This is a genomic window from Streptomyces sp. NPDC085932 (assembly GCF_044540525.1).
Classification (GTDB): Bacteria; Actinomycetota; Actinomycetes; order Streptomycetales; family Streptomycetaceae; genus Streptomyces; species Streptomyces levis.
Genome location: NZ_JBITSJ010000002.1, coordinates 352,033 through 374,389 on the forward strand (window position 1 = coordinate 352,033; position 22,357 = coordinate 374,389).

Sequence of the window (22,357 nt, forward strand, 5' to 3'; positions counted from 1 at the left end):
CCGCACCGCTTGGTGGAAACCGACCAGGACGGAGCCCATCGGAGCGAGTTCGGGGTGCCTTGTGCGGCACGGGTCCGTCCTGTGCACTCTCCGCCATCGGAAACAGGTTCGCCATGAGCCAAGGGCCGGAAGCCGAGCCCTTCGGGTCAGTCCCCGGCCGGTGTCCCCCTGCGCCGGAGCACGATCAGGGTCGCCCCGCCGATCGCTACCAGGCCGATGGCGATGCCACCGATCAGGGGCGTCACGCCCGAGCTGCCCGTCTCGGCGAGATTGGTGTCCGTGGCGGAGCCGAGCGCGGCCGGGCTCGGTTCGGTCAGGGTCCGGGTGCCGGTGTCCGGCTCGGCACCCTGGATCTGGCAGTCCAGCATGCCGGTGAAGCGCTGGGTGAGGCCGCCCGGGCCGTGGACGGTGAAGTCGTAGGCCTGGTCCTCCTGGAGGGGCACGGTGATCGTCCTGGCCTCGCCCGGGGCGATCGTGTGCTCCAGACCGACCAGGTCGAACGTGAACGGCTCGTCGCCCTTGTTCGCCGCGATGACGTCGACGCCGCCCTCGGCGCAGTTCTTCGCCGCCGACAGGGCCGGGATCGGACCCTCCTTCGCCCAGGTCGCCCCCGCCGTCGCCGATACCGTCGACTCGCTGGAGCCGGCCAGGATCTGCGTCTGGCTGCGGCTCTCGGAGGCGAAGGCGCGGCCGACCGGCACGGTCGTCGAGGCCTGCACGGTCAGCTCCGCCGAACCCGCCGCCGCGTCCTCGGGCACCTCGAAGAACACCTGCCCGCCGTCGGACGCGGAGGTGACCTCCTTGCCTCGCCCGTCGACGATGCGCACCCCGGTCGTGGCCGCGTCCGCGGGCGGAGTGAGCGTCGCGCCGCCCGCGTTGGTGCGCACCGTCACCGGGCCGATCCGCTCGCCCGGACGGCCGGAGACCGCGGGCGGGTCCAGGGTCAGCGAGGCCTTCGGCTCGGGCAGCGCGCGGGCGTTCTTGTGCAGGTAGTCCGCGAGCTGCTCGGCCTGCGGGTCGAGCGCGTCGACGGCCACGTCGTCCGAGTAGCGCCAGATCGCCACCTGGGTGCCGGCCGCCGCGTCCTGCTCGGTCAGCGCACCGCGGACCCCCGCCTTGCGGGCGAGCGCCGCGAGGTCGTTGACCTGCGGGTAGGAGTTCTGCAGGATCCAGCGGATCTTGCCGGCGTCCTTGTTGACGCCCAGGGACGTGCCGCTCCAGGGCGTCTCGTGGTACTTGGCGTCCCGCTGGGTGGGGTTGTGGAGGTCGACGCAGTACGTCTGCAGCGTGCCGCCGCCCTCGACGGACATCTCGAACAGGCCCGCCGGCACCTGCTGCTCACCGGTGGCGCCCTGTATGACGGCGGTGCCGTACGTCTTGAGCCCGGCTATCGTCGCGGTCGCTCCGCCCCGGCTCGGCGTCGTCCCGTCGGCGGCCGCACGGCCCGCACCGGCCAGCGCGCCCGCCGCGACGAGCCCGGTCACCAGCGTCGTGGCGGCGACGCGGGCCGCCCCTCGCCTGCGTGTGAACACCGCCGACAGCGAAGCAAACACCACATCTCCTTCGAGCAGGACCCGTGTCGTGGGGGGACGGTCCCACCTGCAGATTTCGGAAGCCTCTCTGGCCCCGGGAGCCTCAAGAGCCATTCCGGCATCCTAGGGAGGCGGCGGAGCCCGCCCGCCGGTCAGACGGTCCGATGAGTATTCCGACTCGGAATCGTTATCGCCGGAACCCTTTGTGAGCAGGGGTTATCGACAGTTCCGCCCTGGTCGTTCGGGGCGCACTCGCAGAAAAGCCGCAGTTCGGGCGGTGGAGGTGCCGGGCTCGCGCGTGATTGACGTCACGTCAAGACGGCGGCCGCGTCCGTCCGTTGTGGGACGCCCGGCCGGGTCTCGTCCGAACCGCTCGGTGGGGATTCCCAGTTGGGTTCCGGCTGGGCGGGCGACGCCGGCGTCTCCTGCTTGCCTCCGCGCCGGAAGGCGGAGGTGCCCCAGGCCAGATCGTGGCCGATCGCGATCGCGTCGATGTCCGCCGAGGTCCAGCTCTGCCCTTCGCGCACATCGGTGCGCACCTTGAGCCTGCCCTGCACGATCACCGGCTCACCCACCGTCAGCGACGCCGCCGTGTTCGTGGCGAGCTGGCGATTGGCCCACACCGTGAAGAAGTTGGTGTGCCCGTCCGTCCACGAGTTCTTCTCGCGGTCCCAGTAGCGCGCGGTGACCGCCAGCCGGAACCTCGCCGACGGCCCGGACGCCATCTCCCGGTACACCGGCTGCGTCGCCACCCTGCCGACCGCGCACACCATCGTCTCGTTCATCGCGTACCCCTCCCTCGCCCGGCTCGGCACCGGACCGACACGCGTACGGGCCCGCCCCGTACGGCTGTGTCCGTCAGACTGCCGCCGCCGGGCCGGGCCCGCTGAGCGCTGTGGACCACCCTCGGCCTGTGGACAACTCCGTCACCGGCACGGGTGACGCCGAACGGCCGGGAAGCCGGACAGGCATGCCCGCCGGGCCCTCACGCCCCCAACGACCTGCGGACCCCGCCACCCTCAGGCCCTCACCACCCTCAGGCCCTCACCACCCTTAGGCCCTCACCACCCTCAGGCCCCCACCACCCTCCCGTACTGCTCCCGTACCTCCCGGTACCGCAGCAGCTCCGCCGCCACCGGATCCAGCACCCGTGCCCTGCCGCACCCGGCCGCCGCCTCGCGCAGACGGCGTTCCGCTTCCAGGCCGTAGCGTCTGCCCGGGCCGCGGGCCGCCATCCGGCAGCTCCACTCGATGAGCGGACCGCCGACGATGCCGATCACCATCAACAGCACCGGCACGCCCAGGTTCGGCGCCATGAACCCGATGATCTGGCCCAGCAGCCACAGGCCGCCGAGGAACTGCAGGATCGTCATGGACGCCTGGGACAGCACGGCCACCGGCCACCACCCCGGCCGCGGCGGCCGCCCGGCCGGCACCCCCGCGCGCACGGACAGCTCGTCCAGCGCCTCGGGCAGCCCCTGCGCGCCGCGCGCGGCCGCCTCGCGCACCGCCTGGGCCCACGGCGCGGGCAGCCCGGCCGAGGCCCGGTCGGCCACGGTGCGCACCGCCTGCTCGACCCGCTGCCGTGCGGTGGCCTCCTCGTCGGCCTGGGCGCGGGCGGGGATCCGGCCGGTGGCGGGCTCGCCCCGGTCCTGGTACCAGCGCCACAGCCGCAACCAGGGCGTACCGCAGGCGCGGTTGGCGTTGCGCAGCCAGGCGCGCTCGGCCGCCTCGCCCGCCGCCGTGGCCCCGACCGCGTCCGCGAGCCGGTCGGCGAACTCCTCCCGGGCCTGCTCGCTGAGCCCGGTCCGCCGCCGGGTGGCGTAGACGGGCCGCAGCCGGGCCGCGGCGATGTCGACGTCGGCCGAGACGCGCCGGGCCGGGGCGCCGCGCTCGGAGACGAACTGGCCGAGCGCCTCCCGCAGTTCGCCGACACCGTCGCCGGTGAGCGCGGAGAGCGCGAGGACCGTCGTACCGGGCTCGCCGTACTCGCCCAGGGCGATGCCGTCCTCGTCGAGGAGCCGCCGCAGGTCGTCGAGGACCTGCTCGGCCGCCTCCCCGGGCAGCCGGTCGATCTGGTTGAGGACCACGAACATGACCTCGGCGTGCGCCGCCATCGGCCGCAGATAGCGCTCGTGCAGGAGGGCGTCGGCGTACTTCTCCGGGTCGACGACCCAGATGACCGCGTCGACCAGCGCCAGGATGCGGTCGACGTGCTCGCGGTGCTGTACGGCCGCGGAGTCGTGGTCGGGCAGGTCGACCAGGACGAGCCCGCGCAGCGGCGACTCGCCGTCCCCGGAGGGCAGCGGCCGGCGCCGCAGCCGAGGCGGGATGCCGAGCCGTTCGATGAGGCTCGCGGCCCCGTCGCTCCAACTGCACGCGATCGGCGCCGCGGTGGTGGGACGGCGTACCCCGGTCTCCGAGATGGTCACCCCGGCGAGCGCGTTGAACAGCTGGGACTTGCCGCTGCCGGTGGCGCCCGCGATGGCGACGACGGTGTGCTGCCCGGAGAGCCTGCGCCGGGCGGACGCCTCGTCGAGGACCCGGCCGGCCTCGGACAGGGTGCGGCTGTCCAGGCGGGTGCGGGACAGGCCCACGAGTTCGCGCAGGGCTTCGAGCCGGCTGCGCAGAGGGGCGTCGTAGACCAGCGGGGGCACCGTGGCCGGGGCTGCGGGACGGCTGTCCCGCGCGGGCAGCGCGGTTCCGTCGGCGGTCTCCGTGACCCGGCGGGCGATGAGCCCGTCGTCCCAGGGCTCCGGGGAGTCCGCACGGGCCGCGCGCTCGCCCCGCGAGGCGCCCGGGGACGGCCGGGCGGCGGCGCGTGCCCGGTTCGCCCCGTCGTCCGGCTGATCGGCGTGCTCGGTGGAGTCCTGGTCAGTGATGGCGGTCACCGGTCACCTCTCCTTCTGCAGTACGGACAGCGCGGCGATGAGTTCGGCCTGCGGCTCGGGGTGGACGTCGAGGGCGTCGAGGGGGGCGAGCCGGCGCTCGCGTTCGGCGTGCAGGACCCGGTCGACATGCTCGGTGAGCAGCCGTCCGGCCCGGTCGCGCAGCCGCAGTGCGCCGTGGGCGCCGATCCGTTCGGCGAGTCCTTCCCCGGCCATGCGGCCCCGGCGGCCGCCGAGCAGGGAGGTGGCGACCAGGGCGGCGACCAGTTCGGGGTCGGGCGCGAGGGCGCGGTCCAGTTCGCGCACCTCCTCCTCGGCGTGCTCCTCCAGCTCGCGCCGCCAGCGCCGGACGGCGAGCCCGATGCGGTGCTCGGCGGTGTCCGCGGCGGGTTCGCGCAGGGCGAGTTCCGGAGCGGCCGAGGCCGGTTCGCGCCGCCATGCGTCGTCGACGCGCTCGTCGGCGGCGGTGACGGCGCACAGCAGCAGCGCGCTAAGGCTCTCGACGAGCGCGTCGAGGAGTTCGGCTGCGGTGCAGTCCAGGGGGAAGGCCCGCCACCGCTTGAGCGCGTCCCCGGCGAGCACGGCCCCCGACTGCAACCGGCCCCGCACGCGCGCGTGCTCGCTGTCGTACGCCCCCTCGACGGCCGAGGTGAGACGGAGCGCGGCGGCGTACTGGGCGGCTGCGGCACCGGCCAGCTCGGGCATCCGGGACTTCAGGGAGTCGAGGACGCCGTAGGCCGTACGGGCGAGGACCTGCTGCCGGGCCGCGGGGTCCTGGGCCTGGTGGACGAGCCAGTTGCGCAGGTGCGCGACGGCCGTGGCCGGCAACAGCCCGCCGCCCCAGGCGGACTCGGGCAGTTCGGGGACGGTGAAGCGCGGCACCTCGCCGAGCCCCGCCTTGGTGAGCAGGGCCCCGTACTGCCGTGACACCTCGTTGACCACCTGGTGGGGCACCCGGTCGAGCACGGTCACGAGGGTGACGTCGTACTCCTTGGCGGTGCGCAGCATGTGCCAGGGGACGGCGTCGGCGTAGCGGGCGGCCGTGGTGACCATCACCCAGATGTCGGCGGCGCAGATGAGTTCGGCGGCCAGGACGCGGTTGTCGGCGACCAGGGAGTCGATGTCGGGCGCGTCGAGCAGGGCGAGGCCGGGGGGCAGGGTCTCGGCGGTCTCGACGCGGAGCACGCGGGCGGGGTTCTCGCCCGGGAGCAGCAGGTCGTCCGTGGCGTCCTGCTGGGGCACCCAGACGCGGGTGAGGTCGGGCAGCACCCGCATCCCGCTGAACCAGTGATGGTCCTCCGGGTGGCAGACCAGCACCGGGGTCCGGGTCGTCGGCCGCAGCACGCCCGCCTCGCTGACGCGGCGCCCCACGAGGGAGTTCACGAGGGTGGACTTCCCGGCGCCGGTGGAGCCGCCGACGACGGCCAGAATCGGCGCTTCGGGCTCCCGCAGCCGGGGCACCAAGTAGTCGTCGAGCTGCGCGAGCAGTTCGTCGCGGTTGGCACGCGCGCGTGGGGCCCCCGCCAGGGGCAGCGGGAAGCGTGCGGCGGCGACACGGTCGCGCAGGGCGGAGAGTGCGTCGAGCAGCTGAGGCCGTACGTCCAAGGTCACCACATGTGAAGAATGCCCAATTTTAGGGGAATTCTGAAGCATATGAGCATGTCTGCGCGCCGACAGGACGTAAGGGACGGAAGGGGCGAGTGGGGCGCGGGCACAGTCCAGGCATAACGAGTGCACAACACCCGATGCGCCGGACGCCAAAAGCGATGCACGATTCGTACCTGCCTGCGATTATCAGGACCGCTTCACCGAACCTCCACATCGAGCCACGGAGGCGAAGCAACAGGGACGAGGACGCGGGAGCCCTATCCTTGTCCCCGGCAACGTCACGGATCGGCCCACACCCGGGCACCCAGACAGAGGCCACCACACCCGGCCCCCGTAGCTCAGTGGATAGAGCAGGCGCCTTCTAAGCGCTTGGCCGCAGGTTCGAGTCCTGCCGGGGGCGCAAGTCTCCGCCCTCCCTTTGGGGAGGGCTTTTTGCTGGTCAGGTCGGTCTGATGGAACGACACCAGGCTGCCAGCGCAACGAAGTCGGTGTCCGTGAGGCCCCTGGTCGGGTCGACCTCGTGGAGCAGTGACGGTCCGGGGTGGGCGGCAGCCGTCCAGAGGTGGTCCATCGGGCCGATCTCGTCGTCGACCCAGATGAACGGCCGGCCCTCGGCCCGCTCGACAAGTGCGCGTGTCTTCCGGTGCAGGCCCCGCGGGCCCTCCTCAGGGCCGGTGTCCGGCCGGTCCAGGACGGGCAGGCGTGGCAGGCCGAGGAGCGGGGCGACGACCTCGTTCGCCTCCTCCATCCAGGTCGTCGCCCAGACGAGGTGACAGCCGAGGGAAAGGAGGCGCCGCCCGATTCCGGGGTCGATCCGGGCCAGCAGGGGGTTGCCTTGATCGCGGGGTGCCGTGGTGGCGGTGGCGGGGACAGTGGCCGAGGAGGGACCGGCCGGCGACCCGAACGGGATCAGTGGGCCGTCCACGTCGAGAAGAGGAGGGGGCGCTGCCTGACCTTCCGTATGTGTGCGCTGGTCACAGCGGACATTAGCCCCCGCATTGCGGGCGGCTGCCTTCGCGCGACGTTCAGGATCCCGACGGTTTCTTTTCGGGAACAGCCCATGGTGCTGGACCCTGTGTTGCGGTGGAATGCAAGCCGACGGAGCCAGTTCTCTGGAGGCCGTTACTCGCCTCAGGGGCGCGTCAATCTCAGCACTTGACTGACTGCACCCCACTGTCCTGCGTGGCTTTCTGTATTTCCGCGGTTGTTGCTGCCCTGGACGTATGCTCCGATGCTCCACGTCGCACAGTCGTCATTCTTAAGTCTGCCCGTCGTCGGGGGCGTATTCGAGGAGCCCGTACGGATGGCCGTTACGGCGGTGTAACTGTCCTAATGCCCGTTGACCGAGTGGAAGGTGGACGTCCCGCGGTCTTCTCGGTGGACCTCCGTGCGGGCAACACGTGCGTGTCGGGCTCTGCGAGGTGGGGTCCTCCCCAGCGCTGCCGATCGGCGTGCCGTCGATGAACGGGCAGGTGGGATGCGCCGTGCGGCTCCGGATGTGCATGGTGGATGATGGAGTGCCAGAGGAAACAGTCGTCGCCGCTCCGCCCGGGCGTCCCGAAGGTCACGGTTGCCATGAATGACAGCGCAGAAGTTGAAGAGGGTCGCGGTCGATCCACTCGCGGGATTTTTCGGCCTAGGCGTATCGCGATCGTTCTCGCGGCAGTCGCGGTCATATCCTCGGGGTTCCTCTTTGTGAATTCTCGCACCATAGATTCCGCACCTCATGCGAAGGATCCGAAGTGCTCGAAAGCCGTCGATCGGTCTCCTGAAAAAGTCGCCTCCGAATCGCGTGACTGGGTCATCGGTGAAGGTGTGGCGTCCTGGGGAGACGGTTCGACGGTTCTTCGCTGCGGGGTCGACGAACTGGAGCCCACGGTCAATCTCTGCCTCACGGTGGACGGCGTCGACTGGGTGCTGGATGAGAAGAAGCTGCGGGAGACAGGGGTCAGTACCCTCACCACATATGGGCGCTCTCCTGCGGTTCAGGTCACTTATTCCGGTGGGCGGGAAGAAGTGGGCGGGGTTCTCGTCGACCTGAAGAAGTCTGTCGCCGCGATTCCCCAGAAGAGGAAGTGCATCGGTTATGGGGAGATGCTCGGCTGAGCTCGGCCTCGGTGCGTGGAGGGCGGCCGTGGGGAGTCTCCGGGCGCGCCTCGGTGGGCGAGGGTGCCCGACGGTGACCGGCAGCGGGCGGCCGGGGCGGGTGAGTGCCGACCGTCCCTCCAGAAGACCCCCAGGTCAGGGGCCCCCACCCAGACGCGTTTCCGCACAGGGGTGGCGGTACGGCAAGATGGGGTGTTACTTGCCGCGAGAGGGCATTAAAAGGCCCCTCACCAGCGGTTTTCTCGCCGATGAGGGGCCGTGTCAGGCAGCCTGGGCCGTCTCTGGGCCGTCGGGCGTCCCTGGGCCGTCATGAGCGTGACCGGCAGCCCGGTACATCGCGGAGATGGCTTTTCGGGTTCGGGTCTCGCTGGACGGCATGAGGTGTGTGTAGACGCGGAGGGTGAAGCCCGGGTCACTGTGGCCGAGGTAGAGGCTCAGAGCCTTGATGCTCTCTCCGGCGTCCAGGAGGACCGAGGCGTAGAAGTGCCGCAGGGCGTGCATGCCGTGCTCGCGGGCGGCGACGTAGCGCTGGCCTTTTTCGGGGGTCGGGATGATGCCGGCGGATGCGAGCGCGGGTTTCCACGCCTGGTCGTTGAACGCCTGGCTCCAGATGGCTGCGCCGATGCCGCTCGTGAAGAGGAGCTGGTGTGTGACCTTGGGGCCGGTCGGGGTCAGCCAGGGCAACGTCACTTCGACGGGCGGGAAGCACTCCATGTGTTCGCGGAGCACGACCGACACCTCCGGTTCGAGCGGGACGTCTCGTAACTTGCCACGCTTGGGCGAAGCGAAGACCAGCGTGCCGCGAACCTTCTTGACCTGCTGGCGAACGTAGAGCCAGCCGAGATCTCCGATGTTGTCGGCGGCCAGGCCGAAGATCTCACCCTGTCGCAGGCCGCACCCGGCGCCGAGGTCGACCATGGCCCGGTAGCGCTCGGGCAGTCCGGCGCGTACGCCGAAGACCTGATCAGCGGACCACGGATGCACTCGTGACGGCACTGGGCGAGGTGCCTTGACCGATCGAGCCCGGCAGGGGTTCGAAGCCAAGAGACGGTCATCCACGGGCGCGTTGAGCACCGAAGAGACCGCGTCGAAGATGAGGCGCCGGTACTGGGTGGACGCTACGGCGTCTTCGAGCTGGCGGTTCCAGCCGCGGATGTGCTCGGGCTGGAAGGATCCGATGGGGCGGGTTCCGAGGTAGGGCAGGGCGTGAAGGCGGAGCCCTGCCTTCCACGGCGGGCCGACTGGTCAGATCGGCCGTGAGGGCGGCCAGCCAACGGTCGGTGTATTCGCGGAAGGTGGTGCGAGCGGCCCTCGGGGTCGATGTACTGCCCACGAGCCATGTCGGCTTCTACGTTGGTCAGCCAGGTGTCCGCCAAACGCTTCTGCTTATCCGGGAAGCTCTTCGACTTCTCCGCTCGAACGGAAGCTTGGAACCCGGCGAGTACCTGCCCTCAGCGATCCACTCACGAATCGTGCGGTAGACCCGCTCCGACTTCGGTCCCGTCCGGCGAGCACGCTCCTGTCGTCCTGCTATGTCGGCCAGCCCAACTGTAGCCGGGACCTACTCACGTGAGTAGGTGAGCGTCAGCGCCGATGATCAGTCCAGCGCGGTAGGAGTTCCCCTACGTTCATCAAGGCACCCGGCTGCGCTCCGCTCCGCCGGGCGCGCTTCCCGGCTCCGCTCCGCCGCCGCTCCTGCCTTCGGCCCGCTCCGGCGGGCTGCGCCGACGCGCGCCCACGCGTGGATAGGGCCGCTAGCCATGAGTCGATCACCGCACACAGCGCCCGCGGGTTAGAACAGTGCCTCCGGCGGGGGATCGGTCGGCACCGGGATGGAGGGGGCACCGTCCCCGACTGCGGGTGCGTAGTGGCGTGCCGGGAGGCTCCCATCCCGTACGCCATCGACCCAGGCAGAGCCGAGCAGACGCGGCCCATGGCGTCCAGATCGTTCGTACAGTGGCGCGCTCCACCTGGACGCCATGAACCACGCCTGCTCCACGGTGTGTGGGTCGACGGCGTACGGGATGGGAGCTGGGGTGGGCGGTGGGTTGAGGCCCGGAGCAACTCTAGGCCTAAGCCGGTCCGCCGATCATGCCTGGAGCTTCCCTACGCCGGGTACTTCACCATGAAGGCCCGGACTCCGTCGATGAAGAGGCGGACCTGCGCCTCGTCATAGTCGCCGTAGTTCCCGTGCGCGGCCTTATTGCGCAGATCCATCCAGGCCGTAGCCTGCTTCTGCTGCAAGCCGTCGTAGACGCCCGCCTTCTTCAGGTCCGCGTTCATGGTGTCGGCCTTCTTGGGCTTACCTCCCACGTCCGTGGCAATGCCGGACTTAACGCACAAAGCTCGCACGTGGACTTCGAGGGCCGTTCCTGTGATGACCGCCGCCGGGTCTTTGTATCCCGAGTTGAGGAGCGACTCCGCCATCTCCAAGTAGTCGCTGTGCATGTCGGCATGGACCAGTTCCACAACCGAATGAACCCATCCTGACCGGATGTCGTCGCGGAGCCCGACCGCGATACCGTGGATGGCTTCGAGCCTCCAACCGTCAGAGGCCCTCTGCGACCGAACCTCCGCCAGCTGCTTGGCGTACGTGCTCCCCGGAAGCGAAGCACGCTCAACGGCGGCCTCAAGCCGATTCTTGAGGATCCGCTCCTGCTCATTCGGTCGAGGTCTACTCATCTGGCGGAACTCTTCGATGAGCTTGTCCAACTGCTCAGCCATCTTCTCAAGATCAGTCAACTCAACACCTTTGTCCGTGACTTCGGCTCCCAAGGCCGAACAGACCAGAGTACATCCAGCTACCGTCACGAAGCACCTAGTTATGCTCGGACCCCGAGGTGGAACATCGCCGACCTGGTGCGCCAACATCTCGCACATGGGATGGCAACGCACCAGGTCACTGGCGGATCAGAGCGCCATCGCGGCAATCCAGATGAGCATCGATGCCGTGAAGGCGGCACCACCCTTGAAGATCGCATTCACCATCGAGACGCCTGTTGAGCGAGTCATAATCACGGCGATGAGGGCGATGACCAGGGAGAACAACATTCCCATCAGAAGGAGAAGCGCCCTGGCTGGAAGGAAGACTCCGGCACCCACAGGTCCGGCACCTTTCTGAACAGGTGGTCGAACCGCACGCACGAAGGCAGGCTCAGCTCGACCACACGCGAAACGTGGTCAGAACCGAGGCCCTGCCCGGCAGTCGGGGGCTCAGCAGACAGATCACTCAGATCTGCTTCCAGCTACGCTCAGCTATCAGGTGCTAAGCAACCCGCAGGCCCACACAGGACCCACCGTGGTACCCCTCAGGGGAGTCAATGAATATGATCTTGCTGACGCTTCTTCGACCTCAGCCCTGCCGGCGCGAGGAGGAGGAAGGCCAGTCCTGATCGTCCGACACCTGGCCGAACCCCTCAGGTAGGGAGCGAGAAAAGCCACCTGGGCTTTCACACCGCTCGTGGGCGAGGGTACCACGACCGTCAGAGGCCACCATGCCCCTCGCGTGCCTGTTCGGCGAGCACCTTGCGGGAACGCCGGGGAACAGCGGGGAGATCCCGGAGAACGTGCAGGTCACCGTCTACCCAGGTCAACCACAATGCGCGTACGCGATCTTCCAAACTAGCTACGCGGGTGCGATCCCCGTGTCCGTTCCATACCACTCAGGGCCAGGTCAGAGGATGAATACACCGGCTGGCCCTGATCGTGTCCACGGTCTCCGATCAGTCCGTCGTGGCTTGGTTCAGTCATTTCCAGCCCAAAGCCGCTCCGCCGACCGCGTGCTTCAGCTAAGGTCACTTGGAGCTGTGCTGAGCTCGGCGCTGCCGAGTCTCGCACTGTCCCTCTTCGCGGTAGCCGTCATCTGCAAGGTCTTGGCATCGAAGTTGAGCACCAACCAGGACACGAAGACGAACGAGCGTGAGGAGAACCGCATGGCTGATAAATCGAAGTCGAGCAGGATGAAGCAGTGGGCTAGCGCTACTTGCGACGTACTGGGAGACCTTGTAGTCGGCTTCGCGGGTGGGGCGGTGTCGAGCTGAGCGCAGCTCCATTGCTGTACAGCACGGAAGTACGGCAACCGACCATGGCTCACAGTGCCAACCCACGCGCCCTGCATAACTCGCCGATACCGATCTCTGTAGAGCTTCTCCTTAGGAGTTGAAACTCGGCAGTACGGGTGAAGACCTTGCGGCTGGAGCGCATCAAGGTCGACCATTTGCGCCGTTTTCAGATATTGAAATTCGGGGGAATTCCAGTGACGCCGGAACAAGAGCTACGTGGCCTGATCTCGGACTGGCGCAAACAAGTCGACCAACTGCCAATTTGGTCAACGGGTGAGGAGCGGCTGCATGCGCTCATGTCGCAAGCCCTCAGCGTGAAAGCAAGCTTCGCGCGGAACAGGGTGGATTTTCCAGAGTTTTCGTGGGAAATGTTGCTGGATTTTCTGATTTCATGGCACTTTAAGCATCCAATTGGTAGCGAACCTTGCTACGAAGACGATGTATCAAATGCCGTGAAGGCTGCCGTGGAGGCGACACGCCTCGAATCACTTGACGCCGCCCTTCGTGCGCAAGCCTATAGGGTTAGAAAGACTGGCGGCACAAAATTTAGGGTCTCATATAAGTGGAATATGGGCCTTGAAGTTGCCGACTTGTATCTTGAGCGACAGGCTGTGCCTGGGAATCGCGAAGAGCCCACACAGAAAGAAGTGGAATGGGCGTCGAAGCAATCTCGTGCAAGGCTTAATGCTTTTCTCCCTCCCGATGACGTCATCAGTTCTGCGATGGAGCGGACTCGTCGAGCAGTTCAAGCATGGCGCGCAGTTCACCAAGACCCTCCTTTGTCGGATGACACTGACCTTGGTGACGGCCTAAACGTCGGAATAATGGCTGAAGTCCTAGCTGCGCTCATGGCAATGGCGGAGCTAGGCGAGATGGCACACTCGTCAGCGCGCGTGCGTGGCACGACACTCCAACACAGCACCGAAGAGGCGATCGTGGAGTGGCTCGCACGCCTGTGTGGGAGCGTGCCGCGAGAGCTCGCTATACAGGCCATACATCGACTCATGGCCGGCCCGGGCAAGTCGATGAGAACGGCAATTCTAATCCCAAATGGCGGACTTATCACAGTCCTTCCGCTCGTAATGTTCCCTCGCGCCATTGATGCAATCGTTCTGCGAACTGCGGCATCAGATCCGGCCCGATACGGCCCTATTGGCAAGCGTCAAGGCGAGCGAGCCAAAGCGTGGGGTCGTTGGCTGAGGGAAATCCCTGGCGTTAAAGTCACCGAGGGCACGAAAGTGCGGAATTTGAAGGGGCAAGCTGTAGGTGACCTTGACGTAGTGGCGTTCGATCCAGTGTCGCGTAAGGGTCTTATCCTGGAAATCAAATGGCCTATTGATGCCCTTACGCTTTCTGAAACCTCCAAGACGGATCAAACTATTGTGCTTGCGAGCGCGCAGCTAGGGAAGGTCAGGAGTTCGCTCGTAGCTGGCGATGTGCAAGCGAAGCTGCCGCCCGACTGGCCAGCCTTTGATGAGATCGACTGGGCGTGGGGAGTCGGCATGCCGCAGCAGCTGACGCCTCGACCTATGCCGGAGCCGGACATGTTTGCTACGTCTTTTCGGTATGTTTCAAATCTCAGCCCCGTCAACTCGCTGACGGAATTGATTACTATGCTCAAGAATCCTATAGTGCCTGAACTGAATAGGCACTACCAAATTCGGAGTGTCACGATTCCTCTCCAGGGGCGATACTCCGTTCGCGTTGAGCGGCTAGAATGCCAAGAAATCGACTGGAGCCCGGTGGTGGATGCAAAAAGCGGCTGAATTCGGCCAACCCTTCAGATCAGTGGTAGAGCGTGCGGACGCTCCTTGGGACAACCCTCTTCGTCGTCACCACGTACCGCCGCAGAAGAGCCGTGGGTTGTCTTGGGGCCTCTGGCGTCTCGGACCAGGCCTCAGCGCCCCGCCCGCTCGTAGTTCGCATCGAGGAGGGTCAGGCAGTCCCGTCCCGTGGACCATTTGTGGACGGGCCAGCGCTAGTCGATCAACCGAAGGCCGATGACCTGCGCACACAGCTGGGACCGAAGGGCCTTCCGGAGTTGTTGCAGTACAGCAGAAAAGTGCGGCGACCACGATCATCAGGCTCGGCCCCGCCGCACCGTGCCAGGTGCACGCCGGACGAGAACAGGGAGCCCCGGAATGTGGCCGAGGCTCCCTGCGGCACTGCACACTGCTGCCGCTCGGCCCCTCAAGGGCGTCCAGGCACAACGGGCGTGCGTCCGCGACTGGTCGCCACACGCAGCACGTCTCGCAGCGCGCTCGTCAGCTAGGCGGCGAGAAGGTTGAGCTCCTCCGGGTCCTCGGTCTCGTCGTCGAGTACCTGATGTGAGTGCTTCGGCAGTTGGGACGCCATCCCGAGTTGGAAGGCCTCGATGTGGTCCGCCAGGCGAGAGACGTAGCCGCCTTGGTCATCGGTGCTCAAGTAGCACGGCTTGCCGTCCGGCCCTGCCCACGGGAGAAGTCTCAGTTCGTCATGTGCCGTCATCCCCGTGTGCCCCTCTCGGTGATCTCGGCGCTGAGCGCTGGCGTGCCACTCGATGCCGACCCGCTCACCGCGTCACCTCTGGGCTGAGGCCGGCCGGGTGCCGCGTGACACAGGCAATCGCAAGCCTCGTAAATCAAGGGAAGGTCGACCGGCGCCAATTCCGGCGACGACTCCGCGCAGGCGTGATGCGTGCCGATCTGGCACGCAGGCGAGCGGTACGAGGTGGCCGAGGCTTCCGAGCCAAGGGCTTGCCGCCGTGATGGCATCACTGAACCCCCAGGAGGGTCGACCTGGCGTCGGCTGGGAGATAGGGAGCAAGGACGACCCTAGGTCGGCGTGCGCGCTCTTCATGCGCCAGTACATACGGACGGACTAGTGCGGTGTCCTCGCCCCGGAGTGGCTGCAAGTGGCCCACCCTGTCGAGAGGATGGCCCAGGACGGCCGTCGGCTCGTCAGTGAATGCAGAGGAAGCGGGGGCGGGTGTCGGCCGGGACGGCCGTAAGGGGCGGCGGTGCCTGCCCTTGGGGAAGTACCGCGCTCTGGTGAGCGAGGCGGCACGGCGGATACGGTTGAGCACGCTGGTCAGCTCCTATCGCTGATGGCTCGGTCCCCCGACATCGCCCGTCGTGGGGACCGCTTTGTTTACGACCGCCCAGAGGGTGCGGTCGTTCAGGCTCGTGGCGAGAAGCCCGAACCGATCGGCCTCAGCCACCGCTTCCAGGACCTCCCGCCATAAGTGGGCGGTGAGTGATTCGGGTACCTCCGCCTCGACCGACGTGTGCCGGTCGTGCTCTTCCAAGCGCGCGGGAAGCCCGAGGTCGGACAGCCGGGCAGCGATGGCTGCCGCACGAACTCCCGAAGCGGGCACAGGGCAGCCTCCGTCACCGGCGATCACTTTGAGTGAAGCTAGTTAACTAGATTAGAGCTAGTGGACTAGATTTTCCATATGTCTGAGCAGCCGCCCTACCTCCGTATCGCCGACGAACTCCGGCGGCGGATCGCGGAGCACGTGTGGGAGCCGGGGGACCGGCTGCCCTCCCGTGCTCAGATCGGCCAGGAGTGCGGCGTGGGCGAGAACGTGGTTCGCCGGGCCCAGGAACTGCTGATCTCCCAGGGCGTGCTGGAAGGCCGCGCCGGATCAGGGACCTACGTCGCCGAGCCTCGGCAACGGGTGCGGGTTGTCCGGTCGTCTGCGCGCGAGCAGCCCAGCGGATCTCCCTTCCGGGCGGACATGAAGGCCGTGGGCAGGCAAGGAGATTGGGAGAGCCGGACCGACGCCAAGGTCCCCGCCCCGGCCGACATCGCGGCGCGGTTGGGCATCAGCGAGGGCGACCTGTGCGTCAGGACGTCATACGAGTTCCTGGCTGACGGCAGGCCGGTGCAGCTGTCGACGAGTTGGGAGCCGTACGACCTCACGGCAGGCACGCTCATCGTTCTCCCCGAGGGAGGCCCGCATGCCGGGGCGGGAGTCGTGAACCGTATGGCCGCGATCGGTGTCACCGTCAGCCACGCCGTGGAGCAGCCGGAACCGCGACAGGCCACCGCCGAGGAGGCCTCTCTTCTGGGCATCCAGAAGGCCGCACTCGTTACGCACATCCGGCGGACGTACTACAGCGACCAGGGGCGACCCGTCGAGACAGCGGACATCGTCGTGCCCGCCGCTCACTGCGAGATCGTCTACGAGATTCCGATCAACCGGTAGGCACAGGCTTCGCGGGCGGGCTGCGGCGGCGCTTCGGCGCGTCCACGTCTCAAGCGGTGAGGGCGGTCAGCCCTGCCTTTTCACGTCGCGACGATGGCCCAACCCTCGTACAACGCTGCCATCGAGTGATCACTCCTGGGCCGTCTCTGGGCCGTGCGAGGGCGCCCGAGGCCGACCAACGGCGACCGACAGTGACAAACGAGTCTCGGCCGCCAATCACGAACCACCAGGTCAGGGCTCCCCGGCCATACGCGTTTCCACCCAGGGCTGGCGGTACGGCAAGATGGGGTGTATCTGCCCACTGCCAGTTTCAAGCTGCCGGACGGTTTCTCTTGGCTGAGTTCATTTACACCATGCGCAAGGCGCGCAAAGCGCACGGCGACAAGGTGATCCTCGACGACGTGACGACGAGCTTCCTGCCGGGGGCGAAGATCGGCGTCGTCGGCCCGAACGGCGCCGGCAAGTCGACGATCCTGAAGATCATGGCCGGCATCGAGCAGCCGTCCAACGGTGACGCCTTCCTCACCCCCGGTTACACGGTCGGCATCCTGCTCCAGGAGCCGCCGCTGAACGAGGAGAAGACCGTCCTGGAGAACGTCCAGGAGGGTGTCGCCGAGATCAAGGGCAAGCTCGACCGGTTCAACGAGATCGCCGAGCAGATGGCGACCGACTACTCCGACGAGCTCATGGACGAGATGGGCAAGCTCCAGGAGCAGCTCGACCACGCCAACGCCTGGGACCTCGACGCCCAGCTGGAGCAGGCCATGGACGCCCTGGGCTGCCCGCCCGGCGACTGGGCCGTCACCAACCTCTCCGGTGGTGAGCGCCGCCGCGTCGCGCTGTGCAAGCTGCTGCTGGAGCAGCCCGACCTGCTGCTGCTCGACGAGCCCACCAACCACCTCGACGCCGAGTCGGTGAACTGGCTGGAGCAGCACCTGGCCAAGTACCCGGGCACCGTCGTCGCGGTCACCCACGACCGGTACTTCCTCGACAACGTCGCCCAGTGGATCTGCGAGGTCGACCGCGGTCGCCTCTACCCCTACGAGGGCAACTACTCCAAGTACCTGGAGACCAAGGCCGCCCGCCTGAAGGTCGAGGGGCAGAAGGACGCCAAGCGGCAGAAGCGGCTCAAGGAAGAGCTGGAGTGGGTGCGCTCCAACGCCAAGGGGCGCCAGGCCAAGTCCAAGGCGCGTCTGGCCCGCTACGAGGAGATGGCCGCCGAGGCCGACAAGATGCGGAAGCTGGACTTCGAGGAGATCCAGATCCCGCCGGGCCCCCGCCTGGGCAGCGTCGTCGTCGAGGTCAACAACCTCACCAAGGGCTTCGGCGACAAGCTGCTCATCGACGACCTCTCCTTCACGCTCCCGCGGAACGGCATCGTCGGCATCATCGGCCCGAACGGCGCCGGCAAGACCACGCTGTTCAAGATGATCCAGGGCATCGAGGAGCCCGACTCCGGCTCGATCAAGGTCGGCGAGACCGTCAAGATCTCGTACGTGGACCAGAGTCGCGAGAACATCGACCCCAAGAAGACCCTGTGGGCCGTCGTCTCCGACGAGCTGGACTACATCAACGTGGGACAGGTGGAGATGCCCTCCCGCGCCTACGTGTCCGCCTTCGGGTTCAAGGGGCCGGACCAGCAGAAGCCGGCCGGTGTGCTCTCCGGCGGTGAGCGCAACCGCCTGAACCTCGCGCTCACCCTCAAGCAGGGCGGCAACCTGCTGCTCCTCGACGAGCCGACCAACGACCTCGACGTCGAGACCCTCTCCAGCCTGGAGAACGCGCTGCTGGAGTTCCCCGGCTGCGCCGTGGTCGTCTCCCACGACCGGTGGTTCCTGGACCGCATCGCCACGCACATCCTCGCCTACGAGGGCGAGTCCAAGTGGTTCTGGTTCGAGGGCAACTTCGAGTCCTACGAGAAGAACAAGGTCGAGCGGCTCGGCCCGGACGCCTCCCGTCCGCACCGCGCCACCTACAAGAAGCTGACCCGGGGCTGATCTTGCGGCACATCTACCGCTGCCCGCTGCGCTGGGCGGACATGGACGCGTACGGCCACGTCAACAACGTGGTGTTCCTCCGCTACCTGGAGGAGGCCCGTATCGACTTCCTGTTCCGCCCGGAGAAGGACTTCCAGCAGGGGTCCGTGGTGGCTCGCCATGAGATCGACTACAAACGGCAGCTCGTCCACCGGCACCACCCGGTGGACATCGAGCTGTGGGTCACGGAGATCAGGGCGGCGTCCTTCACCCTCACCTACGAGGTGAAGGACGACGACCAGATCTACGTGCGCGCCTCGACGGTGATCGTGCCGTTCGACTTCGAGGCGCAGCGCCCGCGCCGGCTCACCGCCGAGGAGCGCGAGTTCCTCGGCGAGTACATGGACGACGACGAGGAGGAGGCCGTCGCCGCATGACGGTGCTCCACCTCGCCGACGAGGGGGAGGCGGCGGATCTCGCGGCCTTTCTCTCCCGGCTGCTCCACTACGACCGCGGGGCCGCGGTGCGTCTGCAGGCCGCGGGCACCGCGCTCGCCGTCTTCGGGCGGCCGCCGTCCTTCGAGGTGCTGGCGATCCGCGCGGTACGGCTGGCGAAGCCGTACGAGAACGGGCTCGACGTCACGCTGGACGTGACCGTGTCCGCCGGTGAGCTCCTGGAGTCGGTGGACGAGAGGGCCGCCACGGCCGTCGTGCCGGGCGCGGTGACCGGGCCGCCCTGGGCCGGTGTGCTGCCGCCGCGCGGCGGCTGGCGGCCCGAGCCGGGACTGCCCGCGCCGGACGCGCTGCGCTCCCTGGTGGCCGCCGTGGTCACCGAGTTCCGCTCCCGCACGCAGGAGTTGCCCGAGGAGCGGCGCACCCGCGCCGAACTGGACCGGATCGGCCGGGACATCTGGTCCCGCACGGTCGGCGACACCCGGCTGCCCGTCCGGGCCGTGCACGCGGCGCAGTCGCTCGGATTCCTGCGGCCCGGTCAGCCGCCGGCCCTGCTCTCCGCGGGCGCCTGGCTCCGGCTGCGCACGCCCTACGGGTCGATAGCGGTACGGCGGGCCGGGCTCGGGGCGCTGGACGTCAGCGTCCGCTGACCGGTTCCCCGCCGGGCGCCGGTCCGACCGGTCAGCCCGGGGTGTTCACCATGGACGCCGCCGCGTACGTCAGGTAGTTCCACAGCGTGTGCTCGTGTTCCTCGGACAGGCCGAGTTCCTCCACGGCGACCCGCATGTGCTTCAGCCAGGCGTCGTGCGCCGCGCGGTCGACCGTGAAGGGCGCGTGCCGCATCCGCAGGCGGGGGTGGCCGCGGTTCTCGCTGTACGTCGTGGGGCCGCCCCAGTACTGGATGAGGAAGAGCGTGAGGCGCTCCTCGGCCGGGCCCAGGTCCTCCTCGGGGTACATGGGCCGCAGCAGCGGATCCTCGGCGACTCCCTCGTAGAAACGGTGGACGAGCCGGCGGAAGGTCTCCTCCCCGCCGACCTGCTCGTAGAAGGTCTGCTCCTGAAGCGTGCCGCGCCGAATCTCTTTCACGCCGTCCATGGTCTCAGACGCGCCGGCATAGGACTCAAGACCTAGGACCCGCCCGAAGATCCCCGCCTTACTGTGGAGACATGGGCGGCCACGCATCCGGCAGGGAACTCGACACACTCGCCGCCGCCGCGCGGGCGGCGCTGGTGCGGCGGATCGAGGCGAGCGGGGCCTGGGCCGCCGACCCGGGATGGCGGGAGGCGTTCGCGGCGGTGCCACGGCACCTGTTCGTGCCGTACTACTACGTCGGCGTCTCCGGGGGCTTCGAACGCCGCTGGGGGGAGAGCCCGGAGCGCGAGGCCCGCGAGCGGTGGCTGCGCGGCGCCTACGAGGACACCCCGCTGGCGACCCGGCTGCGGGACGGTGAACTGCTGTCGTCCAGCAGCCAGCCGTCCCTCATGGCGGACATGCTGGTCGCGCTGGACGTGCGCGAGGGGCACCAGGTCCTGGAGATCGGCGCCGGGACCGGGTACAACGCCGCGCTGCTCGCCCACCGGCTCGGCGACGACCGGGTCACCACGGTCGATCTCGACCCGGAGATCACGGAGTCGGCCCGCCGGCACCTGGCCGCGGCCGGGTACCACCCGGTCGTCGTCACCGGTGACGGAGCGCGGGGCGTGCCCGAGCGGGCGCCGTTCGACCGGATCATCGCCACCTGCGCCCTGAGCACCGTGCCGCGGGCCTGGCTCGCGCAGAGCCGTCCCGGCGGGCGCGTGCTCCTGCCGCTGGCCACCGGCCTGATCGTGCTCACCGTCGGCGACGCCGGGCACGCCGAGGGGCGGTTCCTGCACACGCCCGCCTACTTCGTGCCGCTGCGCGGCACGAGCCGGGCCGGGGGCGAGCCGCTCCAGCTGGGCGGGGTGCCGCACCGGGCCAGGGAGGACGACCTGTTCCGCTTCCTGCTGGCCCTGACCCGCGGCACCCTCGACCCGCAGGAGGCGCACGCGCTGTGGGAGCAGGAGGGCAGGCCGCAGCGCGAGCGCTACGGCATCACCGTCAGCGGGGACCGGGAGTGGGCCTGGCTGGACGACCCGGAGGGGCCGTACGCCTGGCCCCTCCCGTCCTGACGCCCGGCTCGACGCGCCGAGCCCGGTCCGACGCGCCCGGCCCGATGAGCCGGGCGGGCGGGTTCAGCCGCGGCGGATCGTGATCGTCGTCCAGGCGCCGACGTGCACCCGGTCGCCGTCCTGCAGCGGCACCGGGACGAACGGCTGGATCGGCTCCTCGGAGCCGTTGACCGTGGTGCCGTTCGTCGAGTTCTGGTCGACGACCGCCCAGCTGCCGTCCGGCTGCTGCACCAGTACCGCGTGCTGGTGCGAGACGCCCGGGTCCTCCGGCGGCGTCGACAGGTCGATGTCGGGGGTGTCGCCGGTGGAGTGCCGGCGGCGGCCGATCGTGATCTGGTTGCCGGTGAGCGTGCGCTGCTGCTCGGGCGAGTACGCGGGCAGGTTCAGGCCCGCGGCCTCGGGGCCGGAACGCTGCATCATCGCCATGAAGTACTCGCGGTCCGGGCCGATCGTCGCGGTCCAGGTCGCCGGGCCCTGGGGCTGCTGCGGGAAGCCGCCGGGTCCGGGCGGGGCCTGGGTCGCGCCGGGCTGCGGGTAGCCGTAACCACCGCCCTGGCCGGGTCCGCCGTGACCGCCGGGGCCCGAGGTCGGCGGGGAGATCACCCAGTCGTCGTCACCGCCGCCGAAGGACGGACCGCCCTGCTGCGGCGGCCGCTGGGTCTCCTGCGGGAAACCGGGCGGGGCCGGCGGGCCGGACTGGTGGAACGCCTGCGGAGCCCCACCGGGGCCGCCATGACCACCGGGGCCGCCGTGGCCTCCGGGACCACCGTGGCCACCGTGTCCGCCCGGGCCGGGCGGCGGCGGGACCGGACGGGACGGGTCGGGACCGAATCCGCCCGGACCACCGGGTCCGGGGTGGCCGCCGGGACCGCCCTGGCCGGGATGGCCGCCGGGGCCGGGCCGGCCGGACGGGTCGCCGCCGAAGGGCGGGATCGGCTCGGCCGGGCGGTTCATCTGCGAGGGGCGGGAGCTCTGGTAGTCGAACCCGTCACCGCCGCCGTACGACGGACCGCCCGGGCCGGGCCGGCCCGGCGGCTGGAAGCGCATGCCCGGGCCGCCGGGCGCGGGCGGCGGCGGGGCCGCCGGGGTGTACGAGGTCGCCGTGTTCGTCAGGAAGTTCCACCGGCACTCCTCGCAGAACGGCGCGCCGCCCTCACGGGGCGTGCGGCACTGCGGGCAGAGCTCCGGCTCGGCGTTCGGCACGGCGGACAGGTGCGGCGGGCGGCCGCCGGGCTGGCCACCCGGGCCGCCGGGACCGGCGGGGGGCGGGAAGCCGTAACCGCCGCCGGGCGGGGGCGGCGGGGGAGGCGGAGGCACGGTACCCGCCATGCGGTGACCGCAGACCTCGCACCAGTCGTCGGAACCCGACTGGTGTCCGTTCGGGCAGGTCGGCAT

18 protein-coding genes, 1 tRNA gene and 2 pseudogenes are annotated in these 22,357 nt (G+C 68.9%); 8 read left to right on the forward strand and 13 right to left on the reverse strand.

The window, feature by feature from the left end:
• Positions 1 to 146: 146 nt before the first annotated feature.
• The 4 genes from ACIGAQ_RS10835 to ACIGAQ_RS10850 all read right to left on the reverse strand — a co-directional run bounded on the left by ACIGAQ_RS10835 (position 147) and on the right by ACIGAQ_RS10850 (position 6,034).
• Positions 147 to 1,553: a Cys-Gln thioester bond-forming surface protein gene (locus ACIGAQ_RS10835; protein ID WP_399781320.1), complete on the reverse strand. Its 1,407-nt coding sequence runs from the start codon at positions 1,551 to 1,553 to the stop codon at positions 147 to 149.
• Between the two features lie 287 nt (positions 1,554 to 1,840).
• Positions 1,841 to 2,317 carry a single-stranded DNA-binding protein gene (locus tag ACIGAQ_RS10840; protein ID WP_399781323.1) on the reverse strand — a complete coding sequence of 159 codons (477 nt, stop codon included), beginning with the start codon at positions 2,315 to 2,317 and terminating at the stop codon, positions 1,841 to 1,843.
• Positions 2,318 to 2,602: 285 nt separating this feature from the next.
• Positions 2,603 to 4,423 (reverse strand): GTP-binding protein, encoded by a 1,821-nt coding sequence (locus ACIGAQ_RS10845; RefSeq protein WP_399781326.1) that lies wholly within the window; start codon positions 4,421 to 4,423, stop codon positions 2,603 to 2,605.
• A 3-nt stretch (positions 4,424 to 4,426) separates the two neighbouring features.
• Positions 4,427 to 6,034, reverse strand: coding sequence for a dynamin family protein (locus ACIGAQ_RS10850; RefSeq protein WP_399781329.1), 1,608 nt, complete (start codon positions 6,032 to 6,034; stop codon positions 4,427 to 4,429).
• Between the two features lie 321 nt (positions 6,035 to 6,355).
• Here ACIGAQ_RS10850 and ACIGAQ_RS10855 point away from each other — a divergent pair.
• A tRNA-Arg gene (locus tag ACIGAQ_RS10855) sits at positions 6,356 to 6,428 on the forward strand.
• 39 nt (positions 6,429 to 6,467) lie between these two features.
• On the opposite strand, the gene ACIGAQ_RS10860 is transcribed toward ACIGAQ_RS10855, so the two are convergent.
• Positions 6,468 to 6,953 carry a hypothetical protein gene (locus ACIGAQ_RS10860; RefSeq protein WP_399781332.1) on the reverse strand — a complete coding sequence of 162 codons (486 nt, stop codon included), beginning with the start codon at positions 6,951 to 6,953 and terminating at the stop codon, positions 6,468 to 6,470.
• A 650-nt stretch (positions 6,954 to 7,603) separates the two neighbouring features.
• Here ACIGAQ_RS10860 and ACIGAQ_RS10865 point away from each other — a divergent pair.
• Positions 7,604 to 8,134: a DUF3515 family protein gene (locus ACIGAQ_RS10865; RefSeq protein ID WP_311686581.1), complete on the forward strand. Its 531-nt coding sequence runs from the start codon at positions 7,604 to 7,606 to the stop codon at positions 8,132 to 8,134.
• 261 nt (positions 8,135 to 8,395) lie between these two features.
• Here ACIGAQ_RS10865 and ACIGAQ_RS10870 read toward each other — a convergent pair.
• The 4 genes and pseudogenes from ACIGAQ_RS10870 to ACIGAQ_RS10885 all read right to left on the reverse strand — a co-directional run bounded on the left by ACIGAQ_RS10870 (position 8,396) and on the right by ACIGAQ_RS10885 (position 11,236).
• A pseudogene (locus tag ACIGAQ_RS10870) lies at positions 8,396 to 9,474 on the reverse strand (tyrosine-type recombinase/integrase).
• A 17-nt stretch (positions 9,475 to 9,491) separates the two neighbouring features.
• On the reverse strand, positions 9,492 to 9,677 hold the full coding sequence (locus ACIGAQ_RS10875; protein ID WP_399783109.1) for a GntR family transcriptional regulator: 186 nt from the start codon (positions 9,675 to 9,677) through the stop codon (positions 9,492 to 9,494).
• Positions 9,678 to 10,240: 563 nt separating this feature from the next.
• The gene (locus ACIGAQ_RS10880) at positions 10,241 to 10,876 is read right to left on the reverse strand and encodes a hypothetical protein (RefSeq protein ID WP_399781335.1); all 636 of its coding nucleotides are present in this window, start codon (positions 10,874 to 10,876) and stop codon (positions 10,241 to 10,243) included.
• A gap of 168 nt (positions 10,877 to 11,044) precedes the next feature.
• Positions 11,045 to 11,236: a hypothetical protein gene (locus ACIGAQ_RS10885; RefSeq protein WP_356929676.1), complete on the reverse strand. Its 192-nt coding sequence runs from the start codon at positions 11,234 to 11,236 to the stop codon at positions 11,045 to 11,047.
• A 1,075-nt stretch (positions 11,237 to 12,311) separates the two neighbouring features.
• Here ACIGAQ_RS10885 and ACIGAQ_RS10890 point away from each other — a divergent pair.
• Entirely contained in the window at positions 12,312 to 13,961 is a 1,650-nt protein-coding gene (locus ACIGAQ_RS10890; RefSeq protein WP_399781339.1) for a hypothetical protein, read from the forward strand.
• A 424-nt stretch (positions 13,962 to 14,385) separates the two neighbouring features.
• Here the strand turns inward: ACIGAQ_RS10890 and ACIGAQ_RS10895 are convergent.
• Positions 14,386 to 14,682 (reverse strand): annotated as a pseudogene (locus ACIGAQ_RS10895) (hypothetical protein).
• Positions 14,683 to 15,271: 589 nt separating this feature from the next.
• Positions 15,272 to 15,550 (reverse strand): hypothetical protein, encoded by a 279-nt coding sequence (locus ACIGAQ_RS10900; RefSeq protein ID WP_333933687.1) that lies wholly within the window; start codon positions 15,548 to 15,550, stop codon positions 15,272 to 15,274.
• 78 nt (positions 15,551 to 15,628) lie between these two features.
• On the opposite strand from ACIGAQ_RS10900, the gene ACIGAQ_RS10905 reads away from it, so the two are divergent.
• From ACIGAQ_RS10905 to ACIGAQ_RS10920, 4 genes are all read left to right on the forward strand, one after another.
• Entirely contained in the window at positions 15,629 to 16,384 is a 756-nt protein-coding gene (locus ACIGAQ_RS10905; RefSeq protein WP_386781982.1) for a GntR family transcriptional regulator, read from the forward strand.
• A gap of 332 nt (positions 16,385 to 16,716) precedes the next feature.
• Positions 16,717 to 18,381, forward strand: a complete 1,665-nt coding sequence (gene ettA / locus ACIGAQ_RS10910; RefSeq protein ID WP_311686583.1) for an energy-dependent translational throttle protein EttA — start codon at positions 16,717 to 16,719, stop codon at positions 18,379 to 18,381.
• 2 nt (positions 18,382 to 18,383) lie between these two features.
• Entirely contained in the window at positions 18,384 to 18,797 is a 414-nt protein-coding gene (locus ACIGAQ_RS10915) for a thioesterase family protein (RefSeq protein WP_311686585.1), read from the forward strand.
• The gene (locus ACIGAQ_RS10920; RefSeq protein WP_362274887.1) at positions 18,794 to 19,462 is read left to right on the forward strand and encodes a hypothetical protein; all 669 of its coding nucleotides are present in this window, start codon (positions 18,794 to 18,796) and stop codon (positions 19,460 to 19,462) included. The genes ACIGAQ_RS10915 and ACIGAQ_RS10920 overlap by 4 nt, the downstream gene beginning before the upstream one ends.
• 31 nt (positions 19,463 to 19,493) lie before the next feature.
• Here the strand turns inward: ACIGAQ_RS10920 and ACIGAQ_RS10925 are convergent, their stop codons facing one another.
• Entirely contained in the window at positions 19,494 to 19,907 is a 414-nt protein-coding gene (locus ACIGAQ_RS10925; RefSeq protein WP_094055540.1) for a globin, read from the reverse strand.
• A 71-nt stretch (positions 19,908 to 19,978) separates the two neighbouring features.
• On the opposite strand from ACIGAQ_RS10925, the gene ACIGAQ_RS10930 reads away from it, so the two are divergent.
• Positions 19,979 to 20,962, forward strand: a complete 984-nt coding sequence (locus tag ACIGAQ_RS10930) for a methyltransferase domain-containing protein (protein ID WP_399781344.1) — start codon at positions 19,979 to 19,981, stop codon at positions 20,960 to 20,962.
• Between the two features lie 63 nt (positions 20,963 to 21,025).
• On the opposite strand, the gene ACIGAQ_RS10935 is transcribed toward ACIGAQ_RS10930, so the two are convergent.
• A complete protein-coding gene (locus ACIGAQ_RS10935) occupies positions 21,026 to 22,357 on the reverse strand; it encodes an FHA domain-containing protein (protein ID WP_399781347.1) in 1,332 nt (443 codons plus the stop codon).

Coding starts and splice junctions, on each gene's coding strand:
- ACIGAQ_RS10840 (WP_399781323.1), bottom strand. CDS start 2,317: ATGAACGAGACGATGGTGTGCGCGGTCGGCAGGGTGGCGACGCAGCCG.
- ACIGAQ_RS10865 (WP_311686581.1), top strand. CDS start 7,604: ATGAATGACAGCGCAGAAGTTGAAGAGGGTCGCGGTCGATCCACTCGC.
- ACIGAQ_RS10905 (WP_386781982.1), top strand. CDS start 15,629: ATGTCTGAGCAGCCGCCCTACCTCCGTATCGCCGACGAACTCCGGCGG.
- ACIGAQ_RS10920 (WP_362274887.1), top strand. CDS start 18,794: ATGACGGTGCTCCACCTCGCCGACGAGGGGGAGGCGGCGGATCTCGCG.
- ACIGAQ_RS10925 (WP_094055540.1), bottom strand. CDS start 19,907: ATGGACGGCGTGAAAGAGATTCGGCGCGGCACGCTTCAGGAGCAGACC.
- ACIGAQ_RS10930 (WP_399781344.1), top strand. CDS start 19,979: ATGGGCGGCCACGCATCCGGCAGGGAACTCGACACACTCGCCGCCGCC.
- ACIGAQ_RS10935 (WP_399781347.1), bottom strand. CDS start 22,357: ATGCCGACCTGCCCGAACGGACACCAGTCGGGTTCCGACGACTGGTGC.